The sequence below is a fragment of the Mycobacterium lehmannii genome, assembly GCF_002245535.1.
GTDB lineage: Bacteria > Actinomycetota > Actinomycetes > Mycobacteriales > Mycobacteriaceae > Mycobacterium > Mycobacterium lehmannii.
In genome coordinates, this window is the sequence record NZ_NKCN01000002.1 from 314,728 (window position 1) to 341,420 (window position 26,693).

At 66.8% G+C, this 26,693-nt stretch carries 27 protein-coding genes; 12 read left to right on the forward strand and 15 right to left on the reverse strand.

Annotation, left to right across the window (positions count from 1 at the left end):
• Positions 1-10: 10 nt before the first annotated feature.
• The 11 genes from CEX87_RS03975 to CEX87_RS04025 all read right to left on the reverse strand — a co-directional run bounded on the left by CEX87_RS03975 (position 11) and on the right by CEX87_RS04025 (position 9,986).
• Complete coding sequence (locus CEX87_RS03975; RefSeq protein ID WP_064417222.1) at positions 11-364, reverse strand: DUF6285 domain-containing protein; 354 nt, start codon at positions 362-364, stop codon at positions 11-13.
• Complete coding sequence (locus CEX87_RS03980; RefSeq protein ID WP_064394382.1) at positions 361-1,332, reverse strand: phosphotransferase family protein; 972 nt, start codon at positions 1,330-1,332, stop codon at positions 361-363. The genes CEX87_RS03975 and CEX87_RS03980 overlap by 4 nt, the downstream gene beginning before the upstream one ends.
• Entirely contained in the window at positions 1,329-2,567 is a 1,239-nt protein-coding gene (locus CEX87_RS03985; protein ID WP_094286051.1) for an acyl-CoA dehydrogenase family protein, read from the reverse strand. Before CEX87_RS03985 ends, CEX87_RS03980 begins: the two co-directional genes overlap by 4 nt.
• A gap of 20 nt (positions 2,568-2,587) precedes the next feature.
• Positions 2,588-3,145, reverse strand: coding sequence for a TetR/AcrR family transcriptional regulator (locus CEX87_RS03990; protein ID WP_174523545.1), 558 nt, complete (start codon positions 3,143-3,145; stop codon positions 2,588-2,590).
• Between the two features lie 69 nt (positions 3,146-3,214).
• The gene (locus CEX87_RS03995) at positions 3,215-4,123 is read right to left on the reverse strand and encodes a hydroxymethylglutaryl-CoA lyase (RefSeq protein WP_064394385.1); all 909 of its coding nucleotides are present in this window, start codon (positions 4,121-4,123) and stop codon (positions 3,215-3,217) included.
• Positions 4,120-5,325, reverse strand: a complete 1,206-nt coding sequence (locus CEX87_RS04000; protein WP_064394386.1) for a CaiB/BaiF CoA transferase family protein — start codon at positions 5,323-5,325, stop codon at positions 4,120-4,122. Before CEX87_RS04000 ends, CEX87_RS03995 begins: the two co-directional genes overlap by 4 nt.
• Positions 5,322-6,551 carry an alpha/beta hydrolase family protein gene (locus CEX87_RS04005; protein WP_064394387.1) on the reverse strand — a complete coding sequence of 410 codons (1,230 nt, stop codon included), beginning with the start codon at positions 6,549-6,551 and terminating at the stop codon, positions 5,322-5,324. The genes CEX87_RS04000 and CEX87_RS04005 overlap by 4 nt, the downstream gene beginning before the upstream one ends.
• Positions 6,548-7,642: a homogentisate 1,2-dioxygenase gene (locus tag CEX87_RS04010; protein WP_094286052.1), complete on the reverse strand. Its 1,095-nt coding sequence runs from the start codon at positions 7,640-7,642 to the stop codon at positions 6,548-6,550. Before CEX87_RS04010 ends, CEX87_RS04005 begins: the two co-directional genes overlap by 4 nt.
• Positions 7,643-7,728: 86 nt before the next feature.
• The gene (locus CEX87_RS04015; RefSeq protein ID WP_064394389.1) at positions 7,729-8,118 is read right to left on the reverse strand and encodes a nitroreductase/quinone reductase family protein; all 390 of its coding nucleotides are present in this window, start codon (positions 8,116-8,118) and stop codon (positions 7,729-7,731) included.
• 13 nt (positions 8,119-8,131) lie between these two features.
• A complete protein-coding gene (locus CEX87_RS04020; protein ID WP_064394390.1) occupies positions 8,132-9,295 on the reverse strand; it encodes an acyl-CoA dehydrogenase family protein in 1,164 nt (387 codons plus the stop codon).
• A gap of 133 nt (positions 9,296-9,428) precedes the next feature.
• The gene (locus CEX87_RS04025) at positions 9,429-9,986 is read right to left on the reverse strand and encodes a TetR/AcrR family transcriptional regulator (RefSeq protein WP_064394391.1); all 558 of its coding nucleotides are present in this window, start codon (positions 9,984-9,986) and stop codon (positions 9,429-9,431) included.
• Between the two features lie 310 nt (positions 9,987-10,296).
• Between CEX87_RS04025 and CEX87_RS04030 the strand changes: the two genes are divergently transcribed.
• Positions 10,297-11,274 (forward strand): esterase family protein, encoded by a 978-nt coding sequence (locus CEX87_RS04030; RefSeq protein ID WP_064394392.1) that lies wholly within the window; start codon positions 10,297-10,299, stop codon positions 11,272-11,274.
• 90 nt (positions 11,275-11,364) lie between these two features.
• Positions 11,365-12,363: an MDR family oxidoreductase gene (locus CEX87_RS04035; protein WP_094286219.1), complete on the forward strand. Its 999-nt coding sequence runs from the start codon at positions 11,365-11,367 to the stop codon at positions 12,361-12,363.
• Between the two features lie 83 nt (positions 12,364-12,446).
• Here the strand turns inward: CEX87_RS04035 and CEX87_RS04040 are convergent, their stop codons facing one another.
• The 3 genes from CEX87_RS04040 to hisN all read right to left on the reverse strand — a co-directional run bounded on the left by CEX87_RS04040 (position 12,447) and on the right by hisN (position 15,984).
• Entirely contained in the window at positions 12,447-13,661 is a 1,215-nt protein-coding gene (locus CEX87_RS04040; protein ID WP_094286053.1) for an acyl-CoA dehydrogenase family protein, read from the reverse strand.
• Positions 13,662-13,683: 22 nt separating this feature from the next.
• Positions 13,684-15,075, reverse strand: coding sequence for an acyl-CoA dehydrogenase family protein (locus CEX87_RS04045; protein ID WP_094286054.1), 1,392 nt, complete (start codon positions 15,073-15,075; stop codon positions 13,684-13,686).
• A gap of 96 nt (positions 15,076-15,171) precedes the next feature.
• Positions 15,172-15,984 carry a histidinol-phosphatase gene (gene hisN, locus CEX87_RS04050; RefSeq protein ID WP_094286055.1) on the reverse strand — a complete coding sequence of 271 codons (813 nt, stop codon included), beginning with the start codon at positions 15,982-15,984 and terminating at the stop codon, positions 15,172-15,174.
• A gap of 23 nt (positions 15,985-16,007) precedes the next feature.
• On the opposite strand from hisN, the gene CEX87_RS04055 reads away from it, so the two are divergent.
• Positions 16,008-16,364 carry a hypothetical protein gene (locus tag CEX87_RS04055; RefSeq protein WP_094286056.1) on the forward strand — a complete coding sequence of 119 codons (357 nt, stop codon included), beginning with the start codon at positions 16,008-16,010 and terminating at the stop codon, positions 16,362-16,364.
• A gap of 32 nt (positions 16,365-16,396) precedes the next feature.
• Here the strand turns inward: CEX87_RS04055 and CEX87_RS04060 are convergent, their stop codons facing one another.
• Entirely contained in the window at positions 16,397-17,761 is a 1,365-nt protein-coding gene (locus CEX87_RS04060; protein ID WP_094286057.1) for an FAD-dependent oxidoreductase, read from the reverse strand.
• A 163-nt stretch (positions 17,762-17,924) separates the two neighbouring features.
• On the opposite strand from CEX87_RS04060, the gene prfB reads away from it, so the two are divergent.
• The 9 genes from prfB (at position 17,925) to CEX87_RS04105 (ending at position 26,647) form a co-directional block, all read left to right on the forward strand.
• Positions 17,925-19,031 carry a peptide chain release factor 2 gene (gene prfB / locus CEX87_RS04065; protein ID WP_064394398.1) on the forward strand — a complete coding sequence of 369 codons (1,107 nt, stop codon included), beginning with the start codon at positions 17,925-17,927 and terminating at the stop codon, positions 19,029-19,031.
• Entirely contained in the window at positions 19,024-20,001 is a 978-nt protein-coding gene (locus CEX87_RS04070; RefSeq protein ID WP_064417209.1) for a mechanosensitive ion channel family protein, read from the forward strand. The genes prfB and CEX87_RS04070 overlap by 8 nt, the downstream gene beginning before the upstream one ends.
• A complete protein-coding gene (locus CEX87_RS04075) occupies positions 19,998-20,411 on the forward strand; it encodes a hypothetical protein (protein ID WP_064417208.1) in 414 nt (137 codons plus the stop codon). The genes CEX87_RS04070 and CEX87_RS04075 overlap by 4 nt, the downstream gene beginning before the upstream one ends.
• Before the next feature lie 36 nt (positions 20,412-20,447).
• Positions 20,448-21,137: a cell division ATP-binding protein FtsE gene (gene ftsE, locus CEX87_RS04080; RefSeq protein ID WP_064346044.1), complete on the forward strand. Its 690-nt coding sequence runs from the start codon at positions 20,448-20,450 to the stop codon at positions 21,135-21,137.
• Entirely contained in the window at positions 21,137-22,033 is an 897-nt protein-coding gene (ftsX, locus tag CEX87_RS04085; protein ID WP_064417207.1) for a permease-like cell division protein FtsX, read from the forward strand. Before ftsE ends, ftsX begins: the two co-directional genes overlap by 1 nt.
• Positions 22,034-22,035: 2 nt before the next feature.
• Positions 22,036-22,542 carry an SsrA-binding protein SmpB gene (smpB, locus tag CEX87_RS04090; protein WP_064394403.1) on the forward strand — a complete coding sequence of 169 codons (507 nt, stop codon included), beginning with the start codon at positions 22,036-22,038 and terminating at the stop codon, positions 22,540-22,542.
• Positions 22,539-23,384 carry an EamA family transporter gene (locus CEX87_RS04095; RefSeq protein ID WP_094286059.1) on the forward strand — a complete coding sequence of 282 codons (846 nt, stop codon included), beginning with the start codon at positions 22,539-22,541 and terminating at the stop codon, positions 23,382-23,384. The genes smpB and CEX87_RS04095 overlap by 4 nt, the downstream gene beginning before the upstream one ends.
• 79 nt (positions 23,385-23,463) lie before the next feature.
• On the forward strand, positions 23,464-25,767 hold the full coding sequence (locus tag CEX87_RS04100) for a putative bifunctional diguanylate cyclase/phosphodiesterase (RefSeq protein WP_233151264.1): 2,304 nt from the start codon (positions 23,464-23,466) through the stop codon (positions 25,765-25,767).
• Positions 25,768-25,801: 34 nt separating this feature from the next.
• Positions 25,802-26,647, forward strand: coding sequence for a maleylpyruvate isomerase family mycothiol-dependent enzyme (locus CEX87_RS04105; RefSeq protein WP_094286063.1), 846 nt, complete (start codon positions 25,802-25,804; stop codon positions 26,645-26,647).
• Positions 26,648-26,693: the final 46 nt, after the last annotated feature.

A 26,693-nucleotide genomic window follows, 5' to 3' on the forward strand; every position in this document is an offset into this window, starting at 1 on the left:
ACAAATCGCGTCAGTAGCCGGGGTGGTTGACGTCCAGGCGGTGCCGGACGATCGTCCGCAGCACCGGCAACAGCTCTGCGGCGCGGCCGTCGAGCTCACCCGAGCGGATCGCCGCGGCCAGTTCGGGTTCGTCGCGGTAACCGATCTCGCGCAGGGCGTCGGTGACCTCCCCGGAAGACGTGTCGAGTAGTTCGCGTTCGACGATGCGCAACACATTGGCCGCGACGCGGGCGTGGAAGTTGACCTGGCCCGCCTCGGCGAGCCCGCTGTCGGGACCGGTCACGCTGCGGACGTCGTTCTCGAGGAAGCCGGCGACGGCGGCGACCAGTTCAGCCGCCGTCGGGCGGCCGTACAGCCAGGTCATCGCGGTCCACCTCCTTCGAGCAGATCCAAAACGTCCCATTCGGTTTCGCTGACGCGCCGTCCGATCGCGGCCAGCTCGACCGACTCCGTCTGCCCCGACAGATGACGTTCGGCCTGATATCGGCAGATGACGCCCCACCGCAGCGTGGCCACTGTCAACCACCACCGGAACGCCGCCCGATCGAGCGTCGTGTTCGCGGCGGATTCGTAGGCGGCCAGGAAGTCCTCGACGCTGCCCAACCCGCCGGCACCGTGATGCTCCGGCGCGCCGAAACGCCATGCCCGGATACAGAACCAGGCCAAATCTTCGTAGACCTCGCCGATGTGCACGAGCTCCCAGTCCAGCACCGCGGCCAGCCCGTTGTCGTCGACGATCAGGTTGCCCATCCGGAAGTCGCCGTGCACCAGAACCTGCGGCGACGGAGGCGGCCGGTTGGCCTCAAGCCAGCGGAATGCCCACTCGAATGTCGCTGTGGTGTCGCCCATTTCGTCGAGCCGGGCCCGCCACTCAGACAGCTGGTCCGACGGTGGCACGTCGATGCCCTGATGCTCCGCACGGTGAATGGCGGCCAGCGCCTCGGCGCACTGGTGCAGCAACCGTTGGCGGCCGGAGTCGTCCAGCGAGCGATAGATCCGCCGCACGATGGTCTCGCCACCGATGGCGTCGCAGATCAGATACGGATTGCCCAGCGCCGCGGGGGAGTTGTCGGCTGCCAGGATGTGGGGCACGGGCGCCCCCGCGGCGGCCGCCCGCTGCTGTACGGCGGCTTCCAATTCCATGCTTGCGTGGACGTCGTCGGGCGGGCCCGTACGCAGGATCAGGGCGCGACGCGTGTCGGTGACCGCATCGAAGGCCCACGTCGTGCGGCTCGCACCGCCGGTCAGCGCGTGCAGATTCTCGACGGCGACACCCTCGCCGAGCACCGGCCCGAGGACGCCGGTGAGGCCTTCGGCGAGTTCGCGGTTCAACGCTTGCCGAACCCGAACAGCCGCTGGGCCACCCGCCGGATCTGAATCTCCTCGGCTCCCTCGGTGATCCGGTAGCGCCGGTGATGCCGGTAGATGTGTTCGAACGGTTCGTGCCGGCTGTAGCCGACGCCCCCGAACACCTGCATCGCGCGGTCGGCGGCATCACAGACCAGCCGGTTCGCGCGATAGTTCGCCATCGACACCTTGTCCGAAACCTCCATGTGGTGGTTGCGGTCCAACTCCGTTGCCGCGTAATACACCAGCAGCCTCACCATCTGGGCCTCGGTCTGCAACTCCACCAACGGCCACTGCACGGCCTGGTTCACCGCAAGCGGCTTGCCGAAGACTTTGCGGTCGTTCGCGTACTGAACGGCGCGGTCGATGCAGTACTGTGCCGCGCCGAGGCTGCTGGCGGCCTGGCGGATCCTGTTCTCGTGCAGGAAGGTCTGGCCCACCTCCAGACCGCGGTCGACCTCGCCGAGCACCGCGTCGGCGGGCACCCGGACGTCCTTCAGCTCGACCTCGCCGTGGTCGGTCGGCATGTTGAAGGACCACCAGTAGTACGGCACGGTGAATCCGGTGGCGTCGGTGGGCACCAGGAATGCGGTGATGCCGCGGGCCTGCCCGGCTTCGCCGGAGGTGCGGGCGAACACCAGATCGTGGGTGGCGCGGTGCACGCCGGTGTTGAATCGTTTGGCGCCGTTGATGACCCACTCGTCACCGTCGCGCACGGCGGTGGTCTCCATCCAGGTGGCGTCCGAACCGTGTGCGGGTTCGGTGAGGCCGAAGGCCATCGACCGTTTCCCGGTGATCAACGCCTCGGTCCACTCGGCCTTCTGCGCGTCGGTGCCGAACCGGTCCATCATGATGACCTGCGGGAAGTTGCCGACGATCGACGACTCGTTCTGCAGGTCGTTGTGCAGCCCGAGACCCTTGTGCGCCAGATGTTCGCGGATGACGGCCATGTCGATGTTGCTGCCGTCGCGGCCGCCGAACCGGGACGGCAGCCCATAGCGCAGCCAGCCCGCCGCGTCCGCGCGCCTGCGCATCTCGTCGAGCAGGTCCTCCCACTCCCGCCGGGGGATCCCGTCATTGTCCCAGTCCGTACGGGCATGTTCGCGACGCTTGTCGAAGTACTGGATGTTCTCGCGTTCCAGCGGTTTGATCTCCGTCTCGATGAAGGCGTCCATCTCGGCGAGGAGTGCAGGCAGATGGTCGGGCAGGGCGAAATCCACGTTGATTTCCTTTCCAGGGTTCAGAAACCGTACAGCGTCTTCTTCCAGATCCTCGACAGCGTCGCGATCGCATCCTCGTCGGTCAGCTCGATGCCCAGGCCCGATGTTCCGACGAAGACGGTGGTGAAGTTCTCGAACAGCAGCGCGATGGCCGCCGCGGTGTGCTCGGGATTGAGGTCGGCGCCGTAGCCCTGCTCTTGTGCGCGGCGCACCGAGGCCGCGAAGATGTCCATGCCGAACCGACGGAATTCGTTCTGCACGGCGGCGAATCGCGGTTGGGTCGTGGCCAGTTGCGCGACGGCGATCATGATCCCGATGTTCTGCTTGAACATGTCCCAGTAACCGGTGACCACGGTGCGGAAGAACCCGTCGTCATCCGGCGACTCGGGTAGGTCGAGTGCTCCGCCGGACGGTGCCACCACCTCGCGCAGAAACGACTGCGCGAGCACCGCCAACAGGTCTTCCTTGTCCGCGAAATAGCGGTAGAACGAAGCAGGCGACTTACCGGCCGCAGAAGTGATGTCGCCGAGCGTCGTACCGTGGAAACCACGTTCTGCGAACAGTTTCCGGGCGGCCATCTCGATGGCCTCGCGGGTCTGGCGGCCCTTGGCGCTCAGTGTCGGCGACGGTCCGGTGGGCACGTCTGCTCAGTTCAGGATTCGGTCGCCGGCGCGCAGCAGCGCACTCGGAAGATCGTGTCCGACCAGACGCTGCGCCACGCGCGCCGCCTCGATCGCGGCGTCCAGGTCCACGTCGACCCCGATCCCGCTGTCGCGCAACAGGTACACCAGGTCCTCGGTGGCGATGTTGCCGCTCGCACCGGGCGCGAACGGGCAGCCGCCCAGCCCGCCCACCGACGCGTCCAGCCGGGTGACGCCCGCCGTGACCGCCGCATAAGCGCTGGCCAACCCGGCGCCGCGGGTGTTGTGGAAGTGGGCGCCCAGCGGGATTTCATCGACCAGCGGGCGCAGCGCCTCGATCGTCTCGGTCACCCGCCGCGGGGTGGCGGTGCCGATGGTGTCGGCGATCGCCAACCGGTCGACCTCGCTCGACAACGCGGTCGTCATCACATCGACGACGCGCTGGTGGGGTGTCGGTCCGTCGAACGGGCAGTCCCATGTGGTGGCGACGATGACCTCGACGCTGGCCCCGCTGTCGTGCGCGATCGAGATGATCTCCGGAATCAACGCCGTCGCCTCTGCGGCGGTGCGGCCCACATTGGCCCGGCTGTGACCGTCGGCGGCCGAGACCACGTACTCGATCGACGACAACCCCGCCGCGATCGCGCGTTTGGCGCCGTTCGGACTGGCCACCAGCGCGGAGAACTCGATGCCGTGTGAGTCGCGGTACTCCTGCAGATGCGTGGCGAGGTCGGGGGCGTCGGCCAGGGCGGGCACCTTCGACGGCGAGACGAACGCCGTCGCCTCCATCTCCCGAACCCCGGTGGCAGCGACGGCGGCCAACAGTTCGAGCTTGGCCGACAACGGAATCGGGTCCTCGATCTGCAGTCCGTCACGCAGCGAAACATCGCGTATCTGCACGTGTTCCTGGTTCACAGCACTCCCTCCGCCCTCAGCGCGTCGAGTTCGGTCGAGCTCCTGCCGAGCAGGCCGCAGTAAACCTCGTCGTTGTGCTGACCGGGTGCGGCGGGCCCAGCGTAGCGCACGGTCCCGGGCGTCTCCGAGAGCACCGGCACGACGCCGGGACCCAGGACGGACCGTCCGACCCGCTCGTCCCAGTGCTCGACCAACATGTCACGGGCCCGCAGCTGCGGATCTTCGACGACCTCGGCGACGGTGTTGATCGGCCCGGCGATCACGCCTGCGGCACTGAGGGTTTCGATGATGTCATCGGGTTGGCGTTCGGCGGCCCAGTCGCCGATGATCTTGTCCAGTTCGTCCTGATTACGCCCGCGCGCAACGTGATTGGCGAACCGGTCGTCGGTGGCCAGTTCGGGTCGGCCCATCGCCTCACACAGCCGGCGGAAAACGGTGTCCTGGTTGGCCGCGATCACCACCCAGCTGCCGTCGGCGCTGCGGTAGATGTTCGACGGGGCGATGCCCTCCAGTCGCGTCCCCGACGGGCCGCGTACCACACCTCCGACGTCGTAGTCGGGGATCGTGGATTCCTGGACCGCCAGGCAGGCCTCGGTGAGCGCCGCGTCGACAACCTGGCCATCCCCGGTCACCGAGCGGCGGTACAGCGCCGCCAACGCGCCCTGGGCAGCGAACATGCCCGCGAGGCTGTCGCCCAGCGACAAGGCCAGCCGAGGCGGCGGGCCGCCGGGAAAACCGTTCATGTGCCGCAGGCCGCTGGCGGCCTCGGCGACCGAGGCATAGCCCGCCTTGTGCGCCTCGGGCCCGGTCTGCCCGTAACCCGAGACGCGGACCAGGATGATGCCCCGATTGCGTTCGCGCAGCACGTCGTAGCCCAGATTCCACTTCTCCAACGTGCCCGGTCGGAAGTTCTCGACGATGATGTCGGAGCGCTCGACGAGGTCGAGAAGCAGCGCCCGTCCACCTTCGGTCCGCAGGTTCAGCGTGACGGCTTTCTTGTTGCGTGCGTGCACGGTCCAGAAGAAGTGATGCCCGTCGAGCTCGGCCTGCCCCCATGTGCGCAGCGGATCCGGGGCGCCCGGCGGCTCGATCTTGATCACTTCGGCGCCCATGTCGCCGAGCAGGCGTCCGGCGAACGGCCCGGAGATCAGCGTGCCGACCTCGATGACGCGGACGCCGTCCAGCGGACCCGTCACGCTCACTGTGTTGAACCCCGGGTCGCTTCGCTCCAGCCCGCCGATGAGAATCCGTGCCTGTGCAGCCAGTCGGTGACGACGCCGACGGCTTCGCGCAGCTTGTCGCGCTGGTCGGCGCCGGCGTAATAGTGGTTCGCGCCCGGAATCTCGTGCATCTCCTTGTCATGATGCCCGATCGCCTCGTACAGCCTGCGCGTGTGGCTCGGTGTGCACGCGTCGTCGGCGAGGTTGCCGATCACCAGGGTCGGCACCGCGATGTCCGGGCCGCACGCCACCGCGTCGCCGTTGGCGTCGTCGTAGCTCCACTGCGACAGCCAGCTGCGCAGTGTGCAGAACCGGGCCAGCCCGACCGGGCTGTTGTTCACCACCTGAGGGTCACCCAGGTAACAGGTCCCCGGGGTGCGTTCGTTCGGGTCGACGGCGGGGTCGAGCCAGCGGGGGTCGGCCATCGTGCCGTGCACGACGAACGCGAACTCGTCCTCGGGCCGCCCCGCGGCCTTCAGCTCGTCCAGTTTTCCCTTGACCCACTTGGTGATTCGTCGGTTGCGGTCGATCTGCGCCTTGCGGTAGCGGTCGAGGAACTCCTGCGAGTAGGGCGGCTGGTTGGGGTTCTCCGGGTTGTACAGATCCAGTTCCGGATCGCGCTTAGTCGGATCGGACTCGTCGAGGATCGACGCGTCGAGCCACTCGGTCAGGGTGCCGTGGCGGCTGATGTGGGCGGCCAGCAGCATCAGGCCGTCGGCGGGGATGAGGCCGAGCTTGGTCAGATCCGGCCCGTCACCCGACGGGCTGGCGGTGATCGTGGGGTGCTGGGCCTGCTGCTGGTAGAACGCCGACAGCGAGCCGCCGCCGCTCCATCCGGCCAGCACCACCTTCGAATAGCCCAAGCGGTTCTTGGCGTCCTTGATGCATTCGCCGAGGTCCTCGACGACCTTCTCCATCAGCAGCGCGGAGTCGGTGCCGCGAAACCGGCTGTTGCAGTAGATGACATGGTGTCCGGCTCGCGCGAGCCCGTTCATCATCGGCAGGTATGCGCCGCCGCCGATCGGATGCATGAACACCAGCACGGTATCGGAGGGTTTGTCCTTGGGCCGCAGCAGGTGGCTTTCGAGCACCACCAGCTCGGCTACCCCGCCGTAGACGTCGCGCACGCCCGAAGTGTTCTGGTAGGCAACGAGATAGGGGATGCGGTCGTATTCGTAGCGCACCGGCGCCTCGGTCGTCTGGGTCATGCGTGCTGGCCCAAATCGTTGGCGAGCACCTCGGCCGACGGCGTCAGCCGCCGCGTCGTGTCGACGGAGATGACGTACCAACCGACGCGGTCCTGTTCGTCGAACTTGCGCCGCGCGCGTTCGCGGGCCTTCTCCGGTGCGCCGTGGTGCACACCCTGCGGGGCGTGGCTGACCAACCCGGGCGGCATCGGGATACCGAACAGGTCGCCGCCGTGGAAGAAGGAGACCTCGTCGTAGTCGACGTTGCGGTGGTACCAGGGCGGACGTTCGGTGCCGGGGACGCTCTCGGCGGGCCGGGGCAGGAAGTTCATCACCGCCACACCCGTCGCCTGCATGAACAGGTGCACGGTCGGCGGCAGGTGCACGCTCTCGCTGGCGATCACGTTGTAGTCGGCGATGTTGAAGGTGAACGGGAAGTTGTCGCCGCGCCAACCTTCGACATCGATCGGATTGTGTTGGTAGAAGAGCGATGTCGGCCCACCCTCGTGGACGAGGCGGACTTCGTATTCGGATCGCCCGTCGTCGTCGATCGGCTCCGGCTCGGGGACCGTCGTCTGTGACGGGTCGAACGGGAAGTGCCTGCCGAGCGGCCCGGGCGGTGGGACGCGGAACTCGGCGGTGGCCTCGATCATCAGCAACGTCGTCTCCTCGTCGGGAACCTGGCGCCACGTCGTCGCCTTCGGCACGTAGATCCAGTCGCCCTCGCGGTAGTGCAGCGGTCCGAACTCCGTCTCGAGCCGACCAGAACCCCGGTGCACGAACGACAGCAGGTCCCCGTCGACGTGCCGCACGCAGAACGGCATCTCCTCGCTGCGCCGGCTCAGCGAGATCCGGCAGTCGGGGTTGCTGAACAACAGCAGCGGCGTGCCCGCGGCATCGGTGGCGTCGCTGGGCTTGAGCTCGCTGGTCATCACATCGACCGGCCGCAGCGGTCCCGACGCCCGGTATGCGGTGGGGTCGTGGCGGCGGTAGATGTTGGCGGTGCGGCCGACGAATCCGCCACGGCCGAGTTCATCGTCCTTCAGTCCGTCGAGGTCGGCGTGCAAGCGCTTGGGAGTGCGGCCTTTGCGCAGGTGGACAAACGATTCCATGTTTGGCTCCATCGACGATGACGGCGGGGCGGGGGACGCCCGCGAACAAGAACTAAAAATGACTTTAGTTTTACTTACGCCGCGAGTCAATCCTCGAGATCGACCCGGATGGTGAGCAGGTTCGTGCCGAAGGTCCGCACGCCGAAGCTGTTGAACTGCGGCAGCGAGCGCAACCGCTCACGCGCGTCGTCGTCGGCCACGATGTGCGCGGTTCCCTTGTGCCACTTGCCGTTCAAGCGGACCCGCACGGCGGGATCGGCCTGGATGTTCTTGACGTATTGCGACTTCTCGCCGAACTCGGAGACGAACCAGAACTCATTGCCCACCCGCCGCCCGCCCAGCGGAGTGCGACGAGGTTGGCCGCTCTTGCGACCCGTCGTCTCGAGCAACGTCTGAAACGGCAGGAGCCGCATCATCGGGTTCATGACGTTCTTCTGGAACATCTTGGTGACTTGGTCGCGCAAGTCTTCGGCCATGGGTTCCCTCCGATCACACCATCGCGGTTCGTGACACTTTCATTCCCAATCTCAGGGCTCCGGCGAGCTCTCGGCTCGTGTCGTAGTCGAAGACGACGTGCCCGGCCACCACGTCGACGTCGCGCTTGATCCGTTGCAGCGGGTTGTCGACGAAATGCGCGCTGGCACCCGACGCCTCGAGCAACAACCCGATCACGTGTCGCGACTCGTGGACGATGTGTGCCGCAGCCATCCGGGCCGCCCCGCGCACCGGTCTCGGTACCGCATCACCGGTCGCGACGATGGCCTCGATCTCTGCGATGGTGTCTGCCAGAAGGCCGCGCAGCGCCCGCAGGCGCACCTCGGCCTCTCCGAGGCGGGCCTGCGCGATCGGCTTGTCCTTTTGCATGACGCCCTCATACGCCAGCACTCGCTCCGACAACCGCTCGGCGTAGATCTCGGCGACACGTTCGGCGCCGCCGAGTGCCGGCATCGCCGCCAACAGCGCCAGGGCGGGCACCATCGGCCAGCGGTAGGTGTCGGCATCGTGCAGTGCCGCGCCGGGCGCGGTACCGGTGTAGATGTCGACGACGCGGACCAAACGGTGTTCCGGGACGAACGCGTCGTTGACCACGACGTCGTTGGAGCCGGTGGCGCGCATGCCGTCGGTGTGCCACACGTCCTCGATCGCGACGTCTTCGATGGGCAGCAGCGCGAGCGCCGGGAAGATCGCGTCGTCGGGGCCGCACAGCGCACCGACCATGATCCAGTTGCCGTGCATCACGCCGGTGGCCCACGACCAGCGGCCGCTCAGTCGTATCCCGCCGTCGGTGGGCAGCCCTCGGCCGGTCGGCGCCAGGGGGGCGGGGGCGAGAAATGGGCGGGCCGCGAAGGCCTCTTCCTGGGCCCGCTCGTCGAACAACGCCAGGATCCAGTTGTGCAGGACATAGAAGCCGATGGTCCACGCGCTCGACGCGCAGCCGTGTGCCATTCGCCGGACCGGATCGAAGATTGCCGGCAGCGGTGCCTGCATGCCGCCGTATCGCGCGGGCACCAGCAGGTCGGTGAGCCCCGATGCGGTCAGTTCATCGACCGTCGCGTCCGGCAACTGGCGCAGCCGCTCGGCCTCGGCGGCCCGTCCGGCGAGCCGAGCGACGAAATCGGCGTCGACAAGGGGGAGAGCCGAAGCGGCCGTCATGGTCCGAACGCTACCATACTTTTTTGTATGGAACGCCCCCGGCCCTGAGCGGCCGAGCGGGCATGTCTGCAGCCGACACGCCGCCGAATCGCGACGTCATGCGCACCGTCGTCGCGCACCGAGCGTGCGCGAACTACCGCGTGAGCATGATGTCGAGGAACCGTTCCCGCCGCGCCGCAGCCTTGCTGCTGGCTTTCGCGCCGGATAGATGCAAGAAACCGATCCCCGCCGCGAAGGTGGCGTTCGCGCGCAGATCGGCCTCATCGGGGTCGAAGCCGTCCTCGACGAACGCCTGGCGCACGGCCTCGAGAACCCGCCGATCCGACGCCCGTACCCCCGCGGCGACCTCTTCGTCGGTTCGCGCCCACTCCCGCATCGCCCGTTCCAGCGTCCGATGTCGGGCATCCACCAGCGCACTCATCATTTGCGAGAGCCGCTCGCGCGGTGGCAGGTCGCTCAGCGCCGCAAAATGACGCCGGTCGTCGTCGCGCACCTCGCCCCACGCCCGGACCAGCGCGGATCGGTAGCCGGCCATATCTGGGAAGTGCCAGTAGAAACTGCCCTTGGTGGCGCCGACGCGCTCGCACAGCGCGTCCAGCTTGAGCGCCTTGATGCCCTGCTCGGCGAGGATCTCGTATCCGGCCTGAATCCAGTCGTCGACCGACAGTCGCGGCGTGCGGGCCGGTGCCATGACCGCAGCCTACGGGTGCCGCGATCGGCCCACCGATGCCCGGTCGAAGCCTTTTTCGACCGTTGCGTCAGTGGTAATTTGCTCGCAAAATCCGGCGCGCCAGGCGGCCCTGGGTTTCTCCTGCGCTGATCATCGTGTTTTACTGCACACGCGACAACTGAAATTTTCTCGGTCCGCTCGACGGCCCCGGGCTCAGTCGAGCGGGCATGACAACGCAGTGCACACATTGCTGCGGTGTCGATGGCGATCGCTCGATCGCAGACGGAACGGCCTCCAAAGTGGCAAACCGGAAGATGGATGGACTTGCAGTATGAGCTTGATTGACAAGATTCGCGGCCCATGGGCGCGGCGCTTCGCGGTGGCGGCCATCGCGGCGGCCCTGCTACCGGGATTCGTGAGCCTGGCCGGCCAGTCAGCCACCGCTGGGGCGTTCTCCCGGCCCGGCCTGCCGGTTGAGTACCTGATGGTGCCGTCGCCGTCGATGGGACGCGACATCAAGGTGCAGTTCCAGAAGGGCACCGGCTCCAAGGCGGTGTACCTGCTCGACGGACTGCGCGCTCGCGAGGACTACAACGGGTGGGACCTGGAGACCCAGGCGTTCGAGTGGTTCTTCGAGACGCCGCTGTCGCTGGTCCTGCCGGTCGGCGGCCAGTCGAGTTTCTACTCCGACTGGTATGCGCCGGCGTGCGGTAAGGCCGGATGCCAGACCTACAAGTGGGAGACGTTCCTGACCAGCGAACTGCCGCAGTGGCTGTCCGCCAACAGGGGCGTGTCGACGACGGGCAACGCTGCGGTCGGCCTCTCGATGTCGGGTAACTCCGCGCTGATCCTGTCGGTGTACCACCCCGACCAGTTCATCTATGCCGGGGCACTGTCGGCGTTCCTCAACCCGTCCGAGGGCCAGTGGCCGTTCCTGATCAACATGGCCATGGGTGACGCGGGCGGTTTCGACGCCAACGACATGTGGGGCCGCACCGAGGACCCGAACAGCGCGTGGAAGCGCAACGACCCGATGGTGCAGATTCCGCAGATCGTCGCCAACGGCACCCGGATCTGGATCTACTGCGGTAACGGCACGCCCAACGAGCTCGGTGGCGCGAACCTGCCCGCCGAATTCCTCGAGGGCCTGACGATCCGCACGAACATCACCTTCCGTGACAACTACATCGCCGCCGGCGGCACCAACGGGGTGTTCAACTTCCCGCCGTACGGCACGCACAGCTGGGAGTACTGGGGTGCTCAGTTGCAGGAGATGAAGCCTGACCTGATCTCGCATCTCGGTTCGTAAGACAAGTCAGGAGTCCCCGGACGCGAACATGCGTCCGGGGACTCTTGCGTTCCCCGGCTTGCGCGTGGGCCCAGGTGAACAATGGACGTCATGAGCGCAGTCAACGCCTTGGTCGCACATCAGGACGCCGAAGGAGAAATCACCCTCCGACACGAAGTCGTCGACGACACTTTCCTGCCGGAGGGTGACGTCACGATCTCCGTCGAGTACTCGGGGATCAACTACAAGGACGCCCTCGCCGTGACGCCCAAAGGCGGTGTGGCCCGGTCGTATCCGCTCATCCCGGGCATCGACGCGGCCGGTACGGTCACGGCATCGTCGTCATCGGAGTTCGCCGTCGGAGACCGGGTCGTCGCCCACGGCTACGACATCGGCACCGGAAGGCACGGTGGGTACGCCGACACCGCCCGGTTGCCGGCCGACTACCTGGTCAAGCTCGACGGGTTGACGACGGGAGAGGCCGCCGCAATCGGCACAGCCGGCTTCACCGCGGCCATGAGCGTCAACGCAATTCGCGACCACGGAGTGCGGCCGAAGGACGGGCCCGTACTGGTCACCGGTGCGACCGGAGGCGTCGGCAGCATCAGCGTCGACCTGCTGGCCGGTCTGGGCTACGAGGTGATCGCATCCACCGGGAAGGCCGAGGCGCACGACTATCTCATGGGCCTGGGCGCCTACCGGGTGATCGGACGCCTACCCGAGGAAGGGGAGAAGGTCCGCCCGCTGGGTAAGTCGAAATGGGCCGGGGTCGTCGACAGCGTCGGCGGCGACACCCTCGCGTACGCGCTGAGCACTCTCAATTACGCGGGTGTCGCGGCGATTTCGGGGTTGGCCAGGTCGGCCGACCTTCCCACAACCGTGATGCCGTTCATCCTGCGCGGCATCACCCTGGCGGGCATCGACTCCGTACAGCTCGCGATCGGTCCGCGTCGCGACATCTGGAAGCAGATCGAGGGCGAGCTCAAGCCGAATCATCTCACCGACATCACCAGGGACGTTCCGGTGCTCGAGGCGCCGCACACCTTGCGTACGATCATCGGCGGCGGCGTCACCGGCCGCACCCGGGTGGTCGTGCACGACGGGTTCTAACGGGGTCATGCGCCAATTGTGAAATCAGCGACGCTTTTTCGGGATGTCCGTCGCCAGATTCACAAACGGTGGGCCAGCCCAGCCTACTTGAGTTCGGCCGACGACAAGCCGAGCAGCCGGCGCGCCACCACCAACAGCTGAATCTGCTGGGTGCCCTCGAAGATGTCGAGGATCTTGCTGTCGCGGGCCCACTTCTCCAGCAGGGTGACCTCCGAGTACCCGACGGTGCCGGCGAGTTCGACCGCCTTCAGCGTGATGTCGCTGGCCACCCGGCCGGCCTTCGCCTTACCCATCGACGCTTCCTTCGAGTTGGGAATGTCGTTGTCGGCCTGCCACGCCGAGCGCACCATCAGCAGATACGCGGCCTCCCAATCGGATTCCATCCGCAGGAACTCCGCCGCGGGTGCGCTCTGTGCGTGTGACGGCTTGTCGTAGGAAATCTCGATGCCGGCCTCGGTGAGGATCTTGCGCAGCTCCTCGAGGGCGGCGCGGGCAATGCCGACGGCCATCGCGGCGACCACGGGCCGGGTGTTGTCGAAGGTCTCCATGACCCCGGCAAAACCCTTCTCCACGTGGATCTCCGGACTGCCCAACAGGTTGTCCTTGGGGATCCGGGCATTGTCGAATCGGATCACCGCGGTGTCGGAGGCCTTGATGCCGAGCTTGTCCTCGAGTCGCTCGACTGTCACCCCTGGATGTTCGCGCGGAACGATGAACGACTTGATCGCCGCGCGGCCCAGCGACTTGTCCAGCGTCGCCCACACCACGATGTGGGTGGCGCGGGATCCGGCCGTGACGAAGATCTTCTCGCCGTTGATCACGTACTCGTCGCCGTCCAGCCTCGCCGTCGTCGACACCGCCGCCGAGTCGGAGCCGAAGTCCGGTTCGGTGATCGCCATCGCCGCCCACACGTCCTTGCCCAGACGCTCGAGCTGTTCGGGCGTGGCCACGCTGGAGATCGCCGCGTTACCGAGCCCCTGGCGCGGCACCGACAGCATCAAAGCCACGTCCCCCCAACTGATCTCCATCACGTTGAGTACGGCCGACATGTTCGCGCCGTTGTGGTTGGCGTCCCTGGGCTCGTCACCGCCCGCGAACGCCTCGGCGCCTGCGAACGCGAACGCCTTGGCGTCCTGGATGCCCTCGAACAGGGTGGCCAGGGTGTCGAGCTCCACCGGATACTCGTGCTCACGCAGATCCCACTTTCGAGAGATCGGGCGCAGCATCTCGGCGGCCCCCTGATGGGCCTTCTCGATGACTGCCTCGAGCTTACGCGGCAGCTCCAAATTGATTGCCATGATTCGACTTTCGCTCGTGAGACTAGATAACTACGACACCCTCGGCGACGCCGATGGCGCGCAGATCGCGATACCACCGCTCGACGGGATGTTCCTTGGTGTAGCCGTGGCCGCCGAGCAGCTGCACACCGTCCAGGCCGATCTGCATGCCCTTGTCGGTGCCCAGCCGTTTGGCCAGCGCGGCCTCGCGGGCGAACGGCAGACCCTGATCGGCCCGCGACGCGCCGCGCCACGTGATCAGGCGCAGACCGTCGAACTCGATCGCCATGTTGGCGCACATGAACGCGACCGCCTGACGGTGCGCGATTGGTTCACCGAAGGCCTTCCGTTCCTTGACATATGGGACGACGTAGTCGAGCACCGCGTGAGCGGTGCCGACGGCGAGCGCCGCCCAGCCGAGCCGCGACAGCGCGAGCGCTTCCGAGTAGTCCTCGTCCGTTGCGCCGTCCTCGCCGAGGCGCGCCGACAGCGGCACCGTGACCCCGTCGAGTGCGACCTGGCCGATCGCCGCTCCACGAATGCCCATACCCGGGTCGGGCGTGATGCTCAGGCCCTTCGACGACGACTCGACGATGAAAAGCGCCGGCTTGCCGTTGAGTTGCGCTCCGACGATGAACAGTTCGGCATTGGCGGCGGCCGGCACAAACGACTTGACCCCGTCGAGGCGGTACCCGCTCGGGGTGCGGACCGCGGTGGTCTTCAACGCGGTTGGGTCGAACAGCGCTCGCGGTTCGGCGATCGCCACGCAGGACTGCGGAACATTTTCGCCCGCAAACTCTTTCAGGTAGGTGGCCTGCTGATCGGCGCTGCCCCAGTGTGTGAGCGCCGACGCGACACCCGCGGGGGCCAGGATGGGCAACGCGAGGCCCATGTCGCCGTACGCCAGTGCCTCGGCGACCAACACGTTGGTGACCGCTGCGCGGTGCGCGGCGATGCCCTCGAAGTCCTCGGGCACGTTGATCGCGGTGATGCCGAGTTCGGATGCCTTTGCGACGAGGTCGACGGGGTAGTCGGCGGACTCGTCGGCCTCGCGCGCCGCGGGCCGGATGACCTCCTCGGCGAACTCGCAGACCGTCTCGACGATCATCTGCTGTTCGTCGTCGGGGGTGAGGTCGAAGTAGTCCGAACCGCTCTTCTTCAGCCGCGTCGGTCCGCTCTGGTTACCCGACACCCGCTTGAACTGCCTGCTGGCCGCGCCCGCGAACGAGAACACCTGCTTGACGCCGTACTTCAATCCGCGGTTGAGCGGATCGCGCAGGTTGTAGCGGTCCAGGAACTCCTGGCCGACCAGGGGAGTGACCAACGCCAGACCGAGATCGGTCGCCGACCGCTTGTGCTTTTTCAGGCCGACCGCGCTTTCTTTGTCACTTCGCTTCGACTTGGATCCGTTTTTCGACGGCAGGGCTTTACTCATTTCGACTGCCTCGCTTCGATTTGTGACGTCCGAACTCGTCGAACTGACTCCAGAGTAAGGTATCGGAACTGACTCATCGGTAAGGTGTTGTCGAACTCACAACCCAGGGGCCGACAGGCTGCGCAGTACCGCGTCGTGCAGCAGCCCGTTGGTCGCGACCGCGCTGCCGCCGTGCGGGCCGGCCTCACCCGCGAGGTTGGTGAAGCGGCCGCCGGCCTCGCGCACCAGGACGTCGAGCGGCGCCAGGTCCCACGTCGAGACTTCGGGCTCCATCGCGATGTCGACGGCCCCCTCGGCCACCAGGCAGTAGTTGTAGAAGTCGCCGTAGCCGCGCACCCGCCACACCGCGTCGGTCAGCGCGACGAACCGGTCGCGGATGCCGCGGTCGGCCCACCCCGAGAGGCTGGAGAACGCCAGGCTCGCCGAGCCGAGGTCCTCGACCTTCGACACGCTCAGCCGTCGCTCCGCCTGCCCGGAGACCTGCGCGTACGCACCCCGTCCGGTCACCGCCCACCATCGCCGGTGCAGCGCGGGTGCGCTCACCACGCCGAGCACGGGTACGCCGTCGTGCAGCAACGCGATCAGCGTCGCCCACACCGGTACCCCGCGCACGAAGTTCTTGGTGCCGTCGATCGGGTCGATGACCCACTGCCTGCCCGCGAACTCCCTCGTGCCGCCGAACTCCTCGCCGAGCACCGAATCGGCCGGGCGCTGCTCGCCGAGTCGTTGCCGGATCATCGATTCGACTTCGAGGTCGGCATCGGTGGCCGGGGTCAGGTCGGGTTTGGTCTCGACGACGAGGTCGACCGCGCCGAAGCGGGCCGTGGTCCGAGCATCGGCTTCGTCGGCAAGGGCAAGCGCCAGTGTCAGATCGTCAGCCTCGGAGCTCGCGCTCGCCTCGGGATCCATGCCTGTCGTCCTACCATGTCGGGATGTGGGAATTCGCGGTGATACTGCTGATCGTCGGTGCGCTGGTGCTGCTGGCCCGACCGATGCTGATGCGCCGTCGCGGCACACCCAATGACTGGCCGTCGGGTCAACTTCTGGTCACCGGGGTCAGCCCCCGGCCGACCGACGTCATCGGACCGCAGTACGTCACGATCACCGGCGTCATCAACGGCCCCACCGTCAACGAGCACGTGGTGTACCAGCGGCTCGAGGTCGACGTCGACGACTGGCCAAGCATGGGCCAACTGTTTCCCGTCGTCTACTCGCCGAAGAATCCGGACAATTGGCGATTCGCGCCGCAGGCCCCGCCACCCGAGGCGCCGCCACCGCCCTACTCCTGAGGCTTCAAGCGTGGTGGACGACGAGCCGATGCTCAGCCGTGTCCGATCCTCAACATCGCGGCCACGGTGGTCAGCTTCACGCGCGGACGGCCGTGCGGTTCGCCCGCTGACCGCTCGTACTCGTCGATCAGCCGCCAGTGGTCATCGGTGATCACCTTCGGCTGCCGTTCGACCAACCATTCGGCCAGCCGCCGCGAATGGTCCTCGGCGAAGTCGGCGAGTTGCGCTGCCGACAGGTCGGCGATCAGCGTGTCCACGGTCTCCTGCGAATCGCTCTTGTTGCTGCCGATGACACCTGTCGGACCACGCTTGATCCAGCCGACGACGTACTCGTTGCGGCTGCCCTCGATGCGCCCGTGGGTGTGCGGGATCGTGCCGCTGCGCTCGTCGAACGGCAGCCCGGGTGTCGGAACCCCGCGATAGCCGACGGCGCGCACCACGAGCTGGGCTGGCACCTCCTCGCGTTCACCGGTGTCCTTGGCCACGATGCGGCCGTTCTCCTCGACCAGCTCGTTGCGGCCGAGCACGATCGATTCGACGCGACCGTCCCCCTTGATCTCGATCGGGGAGGTTCGGAAGCGGAAGACGATGCGCCGCTTGGCGTTCTTCGGTGTCTGTTCCCCATAGCCGCGCAGCACCTTGATGTTGTTGCGCACGGTCTTGCCCGCCGCTTCGAGGTCGTCGTCGGTGATGTCGGCGAAGTCGGTGGGATCGATGATGACGTCGACGTCGCCGAGCCCCTCGAGGTGCCCGAGCTCGCGCAGCTCCAATGTGGTGAACGGCGCCTGCAACGGCCCCCGTCTCCCGACAACGAGGACCTCCTCTACGCCGCGGTCGTGCAGTGACTTCAACGCGTGGTCGGCGATGTCCGTCGCGGCCAGTACGTCGGGATCGGTGACGAGAATCCGCGCCACGTCCAAGGCGACGTTGCCGTTGCCGATCACCACGGCGCGACCGCTGGAGATGTCGGGTGCGATCTCCTCGAAATGCGGGTGGGCGTTGTACCAGCCGACGAAATCGACGGCGGCGACGCTGCCGGGCAGGTCCTCACCGGGGATCCCCAGCGCCCGGTCGGACTGGGCGCCGACGGCGTAGATCACCGCGTCGTACTGTTCGGCCAACTCGGCGGGGTGCACGTGCTCGCCGACCGCGACGTTGCCGAAGAAGCGGAACCGCGGATCCAACGCGGTCTTCTCGAACTGGGCGCTGATCGACTTGATCTTCGGATGGTCAGGTGCCACACCCGAGCGCACCAGACCCCACGGGGTCGGCAACATTTCGAGCATGTCGACGCGTACGTCGGCGTCGTCCTGGGAATCGGCGAACTTGAGTAATGACGCCGCGGCAAAGTAGCCCGAAGGCCCTGAGCCGACGATCGCCACGTGATAGGGGCGCATGGACACCTTTTGTCGAAGCTTCCTTCTCGCTGCCCGGCCTCGCGCAAGGGGCTGTCGCGTCGGGGCCGGCTGGTTACGCATCCGATGCTAGAACGCCGACGGGCCTCGTTGCCGCCAGTCGCGAGAACCGGCGCGTGTCGGCTCACGGGTAACCTGAACTCCCGTGGATCCTGACCGTCAAGCCGACCTCGCTGCCCTCGACGCCACCCTGACCACGGTGGAGCGGGTGCTCGACGTCGAAGGCCTCCGCGGTCGCATCGAGAAGCTCGAGCACGAGGCCTCCGACCCGAACCTGTGGGACGACCAGACGCGCGCTCAGAAGGTCACCAGTGAGCTGTCGCACACCCAGGGCGAGCTGCGGCGCGTCGAGGAACTCCGGCAGCGCCTCGACGACCTGCCGGTGATGTACGAACTGGCCGCCGAGGACGGCGGCGAGGAGGAACTCGCAGAGGCCGACGCCGAGCGGGCCAAGCTGCGCGAGGACATCGAGGCGATGGAGGTGCGCACCCTGCTGTCCGGCGAGTACGACGAGCGCGAGGCCGTCGTCACGATCCGCTCGGGCGCCGGCGGGGTGGACGCCGCGGACTGGGCCGAGATGCTGATGCGCATGTACATCCGCTGGGCCGAACAGCACGACTATCCCGTCGAGGTGTTCGACATCTCCTACGCCGAAGAGGCGGGTATCAAGAGCGCGACGTTCGCGGTGCACGCACCGTTCGCCTACGGCACCCTGTCGGTCGAGCAGGGCACCCATCGCCTCGTGCGCATCAGCCCGTTCGACAACCAGAGCCGCAGGCAGACATCGTTCGCGGACGTCGAGGTGCTGCCGGTGGTGGAGACCACGGACCACATCGACATCCCGGAAAGCGATGTGCGCGTTGATGTCTACCGCTCCAGTGGCCCAGGTGGCCAGTCGGTCAACACCACCGACTCGGCGGTTCGGCTGACCCACATCCCGACAGGCATCGTGGTGACCTGTCAGAACGAGAAGTCGCAGTTGCAGAACAAGGTTTCGGCGATGCGGGTCTTGCAGGCAAAGTTGTTGGAACGCAAACGTTTAGAAGAGCGCGCCGAGATGGACGCCCTCAAGGGTGACGGCGGCAGCTCGTGGGGCAACCAGATGCGGTCCTACGTGCTGCACCCCTACCAGATGGTCAAGGATCTGCGCACCGAGTACGAGGTCGGCAACCCCGCCGCGGTGCTGGACGGCGACCTCGACGGATTCCTCGAGGCGGGCATTCGTTGGCGCAAGAGTCAAGACGATGGATAACAGTCTGATCGCACTGTCCCTCGGGGAGCGCTGGGAAGGCTTCTGGAAGGGCAACATCGGCAACTGGATTCTCGACCGCGGTGTGACGATCGCGCTGCTGTTGATCGGCGGACTGCTGGCAGCGCGGTTCATCAACTGGGCAGCGCAGCGGATCGTGAGCCGCATCGACGCCGAATACCTGGAAAGCGATCAGCTGGTGCGTTCGGAGAGCGCCAAGCATCGCCAGGCCGTCGCTTCGGTGATCTCGTGGGTGACGGTGGCCTTGTTGTTCATCATCGTGGCGGTGCAGATCACCGACACGCTCGCGATCCCGATCGGGTCGCTGGTCGCGCCAGCCGCGGTGCTGGGCGCCGCGCTGGGTTTTGGTGCGCAGAAGGTGGTCCAGGACCTGCTGGCCGGTTTCTTCATCATCACCGAAAAGCAGTACGGCTTCGGCGATCTGGTGCAGCTCAGCATGGTCGGTGCACCCGAGGAGTCGCTCGGAACGGTCGAGGAGGTGACGTTGCGGGTGACCAAGCTGCGCACCGCCGAAGGTGAGATGTACACCATCCCGAACGGCAACATCGTTCGATCGCTCAACCTGTCGAAGGACTGGGCGCGCGCCGTCATCGACATTCCGGTGCCGACGGGGTCGGACCTCAACGAGGTCAACGAGCTCCTGCACACCGTCGCGCGCAAGGCAACAGACGATCCGCAACTCAGCGCACTCATGCTCGATGCGCCCCAGCTGATGGGTGTCGAAAGCATCGGGCTCGAGACGGTGAACCTGCGGATGGTCGCGCGCACACTTCCCGGTAAGCAATTCGAGGTCGGCCGGCGCATCCGCGTGTTGGTGATCGCCGAGCTACGCCGCGCCGGGATCGTGTCGCCGACCGACGGTGTGACACCGACGGTGGGCGCCATCGTCCACCCGGCGACAGACGGCGGCGCGGGAAATGAGACGCGGGGCTCGGCGGAGCAGAAGAAGTGAGGAACTGGCTGAGCGCCCGTTTCGGGCGGATGCGGGTGTCGACGGTGGTGCTCATCGCGGCGTTCGTGGCGCTGTTCTGGGTGAATCAGACGTTCGAGCCCAAACCCCCCGAACCGCCCGCGCCCGCTCCTGCGGTGGTCCCGCCGGGGTTCGTGCCGGACCCGAACTACACGTGGGTGCCGCGCACCAACGTCCGTCGCACCACCGAACCGCCGACCACGACCACCACGAGCCCGACCGAAACCACAACGACCACCACGACGAGTCCGACCGATACCTCGCCGACCAGCCCGACGACGCCGACGACGCCGGAGATCGGGCCCGGGGGAACGCCCACAACGACGGATACGCCGCTGGTGCCCCCGGTACCGCAACTGCTGCCACCACCGACGACGCCTCCGCCCAGCTAGGGCGGCACTGTTTCACCGCTACACTGGCGACCCGTGATGATCACCCTCAACAACGTGACCAAGCAGTACAAGTCGTCAGCGCGGCCCGCGCTCGACAACGTCTCGGTCAAGATCGACAAGGGTGAGTTCGTCTTCCTCATCGGGCCGTCGGGATCGGGCAAGTCGACGTTCATGCGGCTGCTCCTGGCCGAGGAGACGCCGACCCACGGCGACATCCAGGTGTCGAAGTTCCACGTCAACAAGCTGCCCGGGCGCCACATCCCCAGCCTGCGCCAGGTGATCGGCTGTGTGTTCCAGGACTTCCGGCTGCTGCAGCAGAAGACCGTCTTCGAAAACGTCGCATTCGCCCTCGAGGTCATCGGCAAGCGCGCCGAGACCATCAACCGGGTGGTGCCCGACGTGCTGGAGATGGTCGGCCTGTCGGGCAAGGCCAACCGGTTGCCCGCCGAACTGTCCGGTGGCGAACAGCAGCGCGTCGCAATCGCGCGCGCATTCGTCAACCGGCCGCTGGTGCTGCTCGCCGACGAGCCCACGGGCAACCTGGACCCGGAGACCAGCAAGGACATCATGGATCTGCTCGAGCGGATCAACCGCACCGGGACCACGGTGTTGATGGCCACCCACGACCACCACATCGTCGACTCAATGCGCCAGCGAGTCGTCGAACTCGAACTCGGCCGGCTGATTCGCGACGAGCAGCGCGGCGTCTACGGAATGGATCGCTAGTGCGCTTCGGCTTCCTTATCAACGAGGTCCTCACCGGATTTCGTCGCAACGTCACCATGACCGTGGCGATGATCCTGACGACCGCCATCTCGATCGGCCTGTTCGGCGGCGGCCTGCTCGTCGTCCGGCTCGCCGACCAGTCCCGCAACATCTACCTGGACCGCGTCGAAAGCCAGGTCTTTTTGACCAACGACGTCTCGGCCAACGACCCGTCGTGTGACGCCGACCCGTGCAAGGCGCTGCGCCAGCAGATCGAGGACCGCGACGACGTGCGCTCGGTGCGGTTCCTCAATCGCGACGAGGCCTACGAGGACGCGATCACGAAGTTCCCGCAATACAAGGACGTCGCGGGTCGTGACGCGTTTCCGGCGTCGTTCATCGTCAAGCTCGAAGACCCCGAGCAGCACAAGGAATTCGACGAGGCGATGGTCGGCCAGCCAGGCGTACTCAACGTGCTCAACCAGAAGGAGCTGATCGACCGCCTGTTCGCGGTTCTCGACGGCATCAGCAACGCCGCGTTCGCGGTGGCGTTGGTTCAGGCGGTGGGCGCGGTCCTGTTGATAGCCAACATGGTCCAAGTCGCGGCATACACCAGACGCACCGAGATCGGCATCATGCGTCTGGTCGGGGCCAGCCGCTGGTACACCCAGTTGCCGTTCCTGGTGGAGGCCATGCTGGCAGCGTTGATCGGTGTGGTCATCGCGATCATCGGGTTGATAGTGGTGCGGGCGCTGTTCTTGGAGAACGCGCTCAACCAGTTCTATCAAGCGAATCTGATCGCCAAGGTCGACTACGCCGACGTGCTGTACTTCAGCGCTCCGCTGATGCTGTTCTTGGGGTTGGCGATGTCGGGTATCACTGCTTACGTGACACTGCGCCTTTACATACGAAGGTAGCCATGGCAAAACAGGGCGCCAAGAAAGCCGACCCGTCCCGGTCCAGTAACAACAAGGTCGTCGCGACCAATCGCAAAGCACGACACAACTATTCGATCCTGGAGACGTTCGAGGCGGGTATCCAGCTCGTCGGCACGGAGGTGAAGAGCCTGCGCGACGGGCAGGCGTCGCTGGCCGATGCCTTCGCCACGGTCGACGACGGCGAGGTGTGGCTGCGCAATCTGCACATCCCCGAGTATCACCACGGCAGCTGGACCAACCACGTGCCGCGGCGCAACCGGAAGCTGTTGTTGCACCGCAAGCAGATCGATCAGCTGATCGGTCGCATCCGCGACGGCAACCTCACGCTCGTGCCTCTGTCCCTGTACTTCACCGACGGGAAGGTGAAGGTGGAACTGGCGCTCGCCCGCGGTAAAGAGGCCCGCGACAAGCGGCAGGACCTGGCGCGTCGTGACGCGCAGCGCGAGATCACCCGCGAGCTGGGGCGCCGCGCCAAGGGCATGACCTGATCGGAGTCGCGCTCGCGCTGGCGTCGGCGCTGGGCTACGGGATCAGCGACTTCGTCGGCGGGCTGGCCTCGCGCCGCGTCGCCGCGTTGCGCGTCGTGCTGGTCTCCTATCCGATCGCGTTGGTGGTGCTCGCAGTACTGGCGGTCCCGATCGGTGGGGACGTCTCACAGGGCGCAGTGGTCTGGGGCGTGCTGTGCGGGGTCGCGCAGGCGTTCGGTGTCTGGTGGTTCTACGCCGCGTTGGGTTCCGGGCCGATCTCGGTGGTGTCCCCGCTGACCGCGATCCTGGTAGCGGGCATCCCGGTGGGTATCGGGCTGGCGCTGGGGGAGCGGCCCGGGCTGATCGCCGGCGTGGGCGTGGTGCTGGCGTTGGTGGCGGTGGTGCTGGTCAGCCGGGAGGCGTCCGACGAGGACGTCACGGAGCACAGGTTCACCCCGACGGTGGCGTGGTTGACGGTCGGGTCGGGCGTGGCGTTCGGGTTGAACTTCGTGCTGATCGATCAGGCGCCGGTGGACGCAAAGCTGTGGCCGCTTGTGTTCGCCCGCGCATCGGCCACGGCTGTGGTGGTCCTCATCGCGCTGCTGAGCCACAACCTGCGACCGCCGTCGGGCGCCCCGCTGAGGTTGGCGGTGCTCGCGGCATTCATCGACGTCGGCGCCAACATCGCGATGCTGCTGGCACTTCAGGCGGCGCTGCTGTCGCTGGCGGGCGTGCTCATGTCGCTGTACCCGGCAGCGACGGTGTTGCTCGCGATCGTGGTGCTGCGCGAGCGGGTCACACGCTGGCAGGTGCTCGGCATGGTGTTGGCGCTGGCTGCGGTGGCCATGATCGCCGCAGGCTGACGACACGACTATTTGGGCCGAGCCGACGAAAGCACTTCATTGAATAAGGCATCATGACGAACGGAAAGGCGGGGAAGGCGTGTTGCTCAGGGGTCATCGCTGGCGTTACGGCGTCGTCGTGGCCCTGCTTCTCTTAGTCGTGGTGAATGCGCTGGCACCGTGGGGATACGACCGCGCCGAGGCGGGGATGATCGCGGTGCAGGCGATCCTGGGCGCCGTGATCGTCGTCCGCGGCTTCGTGGTCGCTCGGAAGGTTGACGGCACAGCTCGATGGTGGCGGGTCCTGATCGCTGCCTCGTGCTTGAGCTGGCTCATCGGTGAACTGCTGTGGTGGACGGGCGGAGGTTCCGACGACGGTCGAGTGGCCGGTGCGAGAGAGACCGTGGCGTATCTGCTGCCCGCGGTGCTCATCTTCTCGGCAGTGGTCGTGCTCGGGCGCGTGGGCGTCGGGCGCACCAAAACCCCCGACCCCGTGCACCACTACTCGCTCGTCGCCTCCGTGCTCGACGCGATCGTGGCGGCCATCTCGTTTTCGCTGCTGTCCTACATGGCCGGATACGGTGCACTGGCCGCAGCGGCGTTCCCCCGGTCGGACAACCCGCCCATCCTGGTGACCTATTCGCTGCTCCAGCTGTGCGCGGTGGTGGCGGGGGTGTTCTTCGCCAGTCTCTATCGGCCAGGCCGGCCATATCGGGCGGACTGCCTGCTGTTGACCGGCGGGGTCATGTTGCTCGCGTGCGCCGACCGGTTGGTGGCCTACTTCCGGACCGTCGGCTTGCAGAACGGTGACTTGTGGGGCGGCGGCGCGTTCATCATCGGACTCATACTGGTGATCTACGCACTCGCCACACCGACGCCGCAGTCAGAAGCCGCCGCGCAAAGCAGCGATCGGCTGATGGACTGGGTGCAATTGGTCCTGCCGTTCGCCGGATTCGCCGGAATTGCAATGCTTTACGGCTACCACGTGATGATCGGCAAGGAGATCGACGGGGTGCTGGTTGTCGGAGCGGTGCTGATGGTTTTGCTCGTCGCCACGCGCCAGGCCTTCGCGATGCGCGCGCAGCACAGGTTGACGGTGCGGCTGCTCGACGCCCAGCGCCGGCTCGCGCACCAGGTTCATCACGACGCCTTGACCGGGCTGCCGAACAGGCTGCTGTTCGGCAAGGAGCTCGAAACCGCGGCAACCAGAGGCGGTTTCGTGCTGATCTTCGTCGACCTCGACGACTTCAAGGTCGTCAACGACCGGTTCGGGCACGCCGGCGGTGACGAGCTGCTGCGGGCCGTGGGCGAACGCCTCCGACGATGCGTGCGGGAATCGGACACCCTGGCACGCATCGGCGGTGACGAGTTCGCGATTCTGATCAACAGCGACGTGGCCGCACCTGAAGTCGTCGCCGACCGCGTCCGGGCCGCGCTTCGCGAGCCGTTCGCGGTTCACGGCTCGAGCGTGCGGGTCCGCGCGAGCATGGGCCTGGTGCGGCCGCATGCCGGTGACGACAGCCAGACGCCCGACGATCTGCTGCGTAAGGCCGACCACTCGATGTATGAGGGTAAACGCCTGGGAAAAGACATCGTCGTCGTCTACCCGTCGATGATCGGCCGGGCAGTGGACTTTCCCGCCGCGTTGCGTCACGCCGACGGCGAGCCGCCGGCCGGGTTCAGCCTCGTCTATCAGCCCATCGTTCGGTTACCGGAGGAGGTTCCGGTCGCCATCGAGGCGCTGGCGAGGTGGACCGCACCCGACGGCACGCAGATACCGCCCGAGACGTTCGTGGCTGCCGCCGAGGCCGCAGGGCTCGGCGATGCCTTCGACGCGATGGTGCTGGACAAGAGTTGCCGGGAAGTCACCGCCGCTGGCTCGCGTCTCGATCTGCAGGTCAACATCGGGGCGGCGCGCTTGCGCGACGCCGGCTTCCGCGATGTCGTGGCCAGCACGCTGGAGCGTTACGACATGGAACCCGGTCGGCTGACGTTGGAGATCACCGAAACCGTGCCGGTGGTCGATCTCGACGAGGCGGCCGCACAAATACGGCGGCTCAGGGCTATTGGCGTCAAGGTGGCCCTGGACGATTTCGGTGCCGGGTACAACTCGCTGACCTATCTGCACGCGTTACCCATCCAGATCGTCAAGCTCGACCGCAGCCTGTTGGCTGGACCCGAACCCGCTCAGGCCGCCACGCTGTACCGATCGGTGATCGCGGTGTGCGACCCCTTGGGCCTGGAAGTGATCGCCGAGGGCATCGAGACCGTCGAGCAGTCCGAGATGGTGTTCCTCGCCGGCTGCTCGCTGGCTCAGGGGTATCTGTTCGGGTTGCCCACTGCGATCACCGATCTGCCGTCGAACCTCATGCCGTCGACACACCGTAGCGTCGCGGGTTCCTAGCACGGTCGTCGGTGACGAGCGGTACGGTCGGGCGGTGAGCAGCCCCTCGCGTCCGGTCACCACGCTCGACAAGGCCGCGGTCCTCGACGCCTTGTTCGCCGAATGGCACACGATCGGTGACTTGTTGGCGGGCCTGGGCGAATCGGACTGGCAGGCCGCGACGTCGCTGCCCGGTTGGACGGTGCACGACGTGACCGCGCACATGGTCGGCACGGAGTCGATGTTGGCGGGCATGGACCTCCCACAGTCGGATGTGGATGTGTCGCTGTTAGAGCACGTGCGCAACGACATCGGTGTGCTCAACGAGCGGTGGGTGCTCGAGTTGCGGACAATCAGCGGCGCGGAGTTGAGCGACCGTTTCCAGGCCATCACCGCCGAGCGTCGTGCGGCGCTGACCGCGATGGGCGACGACGAGTGGAACCAGGTGACCGCGACGCCGGCCGGCCCGGACAGCTATGGCCGGTTCATGCGGGTCCGGATATTCGACTGCTGGATGCATGAGCACGACATCCGCGATGCGCTGGGGCGGCCGGCGTCGGACCCCACGGGCGCGCCCGCGGTATTGGCGCTCGACGAGATGGCGGCCAGTATGGGCTTCGTGGTCGGCAAACTGGGTGGGGCGCCCGACGGGTCGCGGGTGTCGATCGTGTTGACCGGGCCGCTGGGCAGGACGATTAACGTCGCGGTCCAGGGCCGGGGCAAGGTCGTCGAGGACTTCGGCGGCGCGGAGCCGACGGCGACGATCACGCTTGACGCCCTGCTGTTCGCGCGGCTGGCCGGCGGGCGTGTCGCGTTGGCCCAGCACGCCGACGAGATTGGCTTCGGCGGCGACGGGGAGGTCGCCAGGCGTGTCGTCGATCACCTCAACTACGTGATCTGACCAGGGGCTTTGGGCCGGCGCGGGCATAAATACGTAGTGCCGGGCG

What these genes read in the sequence shown, in the direction of transcription:
- CEX87_RS03975 (WP_064417222.1), bottom strand. Translation starts at nt 364, where the DNA reads ATGACCTGGCTGTACGGCCGCCCGACGGCGGCTGAACTGGTCGCCGCC.
- CEX87_RS03990 (WP_174523545.1), bottom strand. Translation starts at nt 3,145, where the DNA reads ATGGCCGCCCGGAAACTGTTCGCAGAACGTGGTTTCCACGGTACGACG.
- CEX87_RS04005 (WP_064394387.1), bottom strand. Translation starts at nt 6,551, where the DNA reads ATGACCCAGACGACCGAGGCGCCGGTGCGCTACGAATACGACCGCATC.
- CEX87_RS04010 (WP_094286052.1), bottom strand. Translation starts at nt 7,642, where the DNA reads ATGGAATCGTTTGTCCACCTGCGCAAAGGCCGCACTCCCAAGCGCTTG.
- CEX87_RS04015 (WP_064394389.1), bottom strand. Translation starts at nt 8,118, where the DNA reads ATGGCCGAAGACTTGCGCGACCAAGTCACCAAGATGTTCCAGAAGAAC.
- CEX87_RS04020 (WP_064394390.1), bottom strand. Translation starts at nt 9,295, where the DNA reads ATGACGGCCGCTTCGGCTCTCCCCCTTGTCGACGCCGATTTCGTCGCT.
- CEX87_RS04025 (WP_064394391.1), bottom strand. Translation starts at nt 9,986, where the DNA reads ATGGCACCGGCCCGCACGCCGCGACTGTCGGTCGACGACTGGATTCAG.
- CEX87_RS04030 (WP_064394392.1), top strand. Translation starts at nt 10,297, where the DNA reads ATGAGCTTGATTGACAAGATTCGCGGCCCATGGGCGCGGCGCTTCGCG.
- CEX87_RS04035 (WP_094286219.1), top strand. Translation starts at nt 11,365, where the DNA reads ATGAGCGCAGTCAACGCCTTGGTCGCACATCAGGACGCCGAAGGAGAA.
- CEX87_RS04040 (WP_094286053.1), bottom strand. Translation starts at nt 13,661, where the DNA reads ATGGCAATCAATTTGGAGCTGCCGCGTAAGCTCGAGGCAGTCATCGAG.
- CEX87_RS04045 (WP_094286054.1), bottom strand. Translation starts at nt 15,075, where the DNA reads ATGAGTAAAGCCCTGCCGTCGAAAAACGGATCCAAGTCGAAGCGAAGT.
- hisN (WP_094286055.1), bottom strand. Translation starts at nt 15,984, where the DNA reads ATGGATCCCGAGGCGAGCGCGAGCTCCGAGGCTGACGATCTGACACTG.
- CEX87_RS04055 (WP_094286056.1), top strand. Translation starts at nt 16,008, where the DNA reads ATGTGGGAATTCGCGGTGATACTGCTGATCGTCGGTGCGCTGGTGCTG.
- CEX87_RS04060 (WP_094286057.1), bottom strand. Translation starts at nt 17,761, where the DNA reads ATGCGCCCCTATCACGTGGCGATCGTCGGCTCAGGGCCTTCGGGCTAC.
- CEX87_RS04070 (WP_064417209.1), top strand. Translation starts at nt 19,024, where the DNA reads ATGGATAACAGTCTGATCGCACTGTCCCTCGGGGAGCGCTGGGAAGGC.
- ftsE (WP_064346044.1), top strand. Translation starts at nt 20,448, where the DNA reads ATGATCACCCTCAACAACGTGACCAAGCAGTACAAGTCGTCAGCGCGG.
- smpB (WP_064394403.1), top strand. Translation starts at nt 22,036, where the DNA reads ATGGCAAAACAGGGCGCCAAGAAAGCCGACCCGTCCCGGTCCAGTAAC.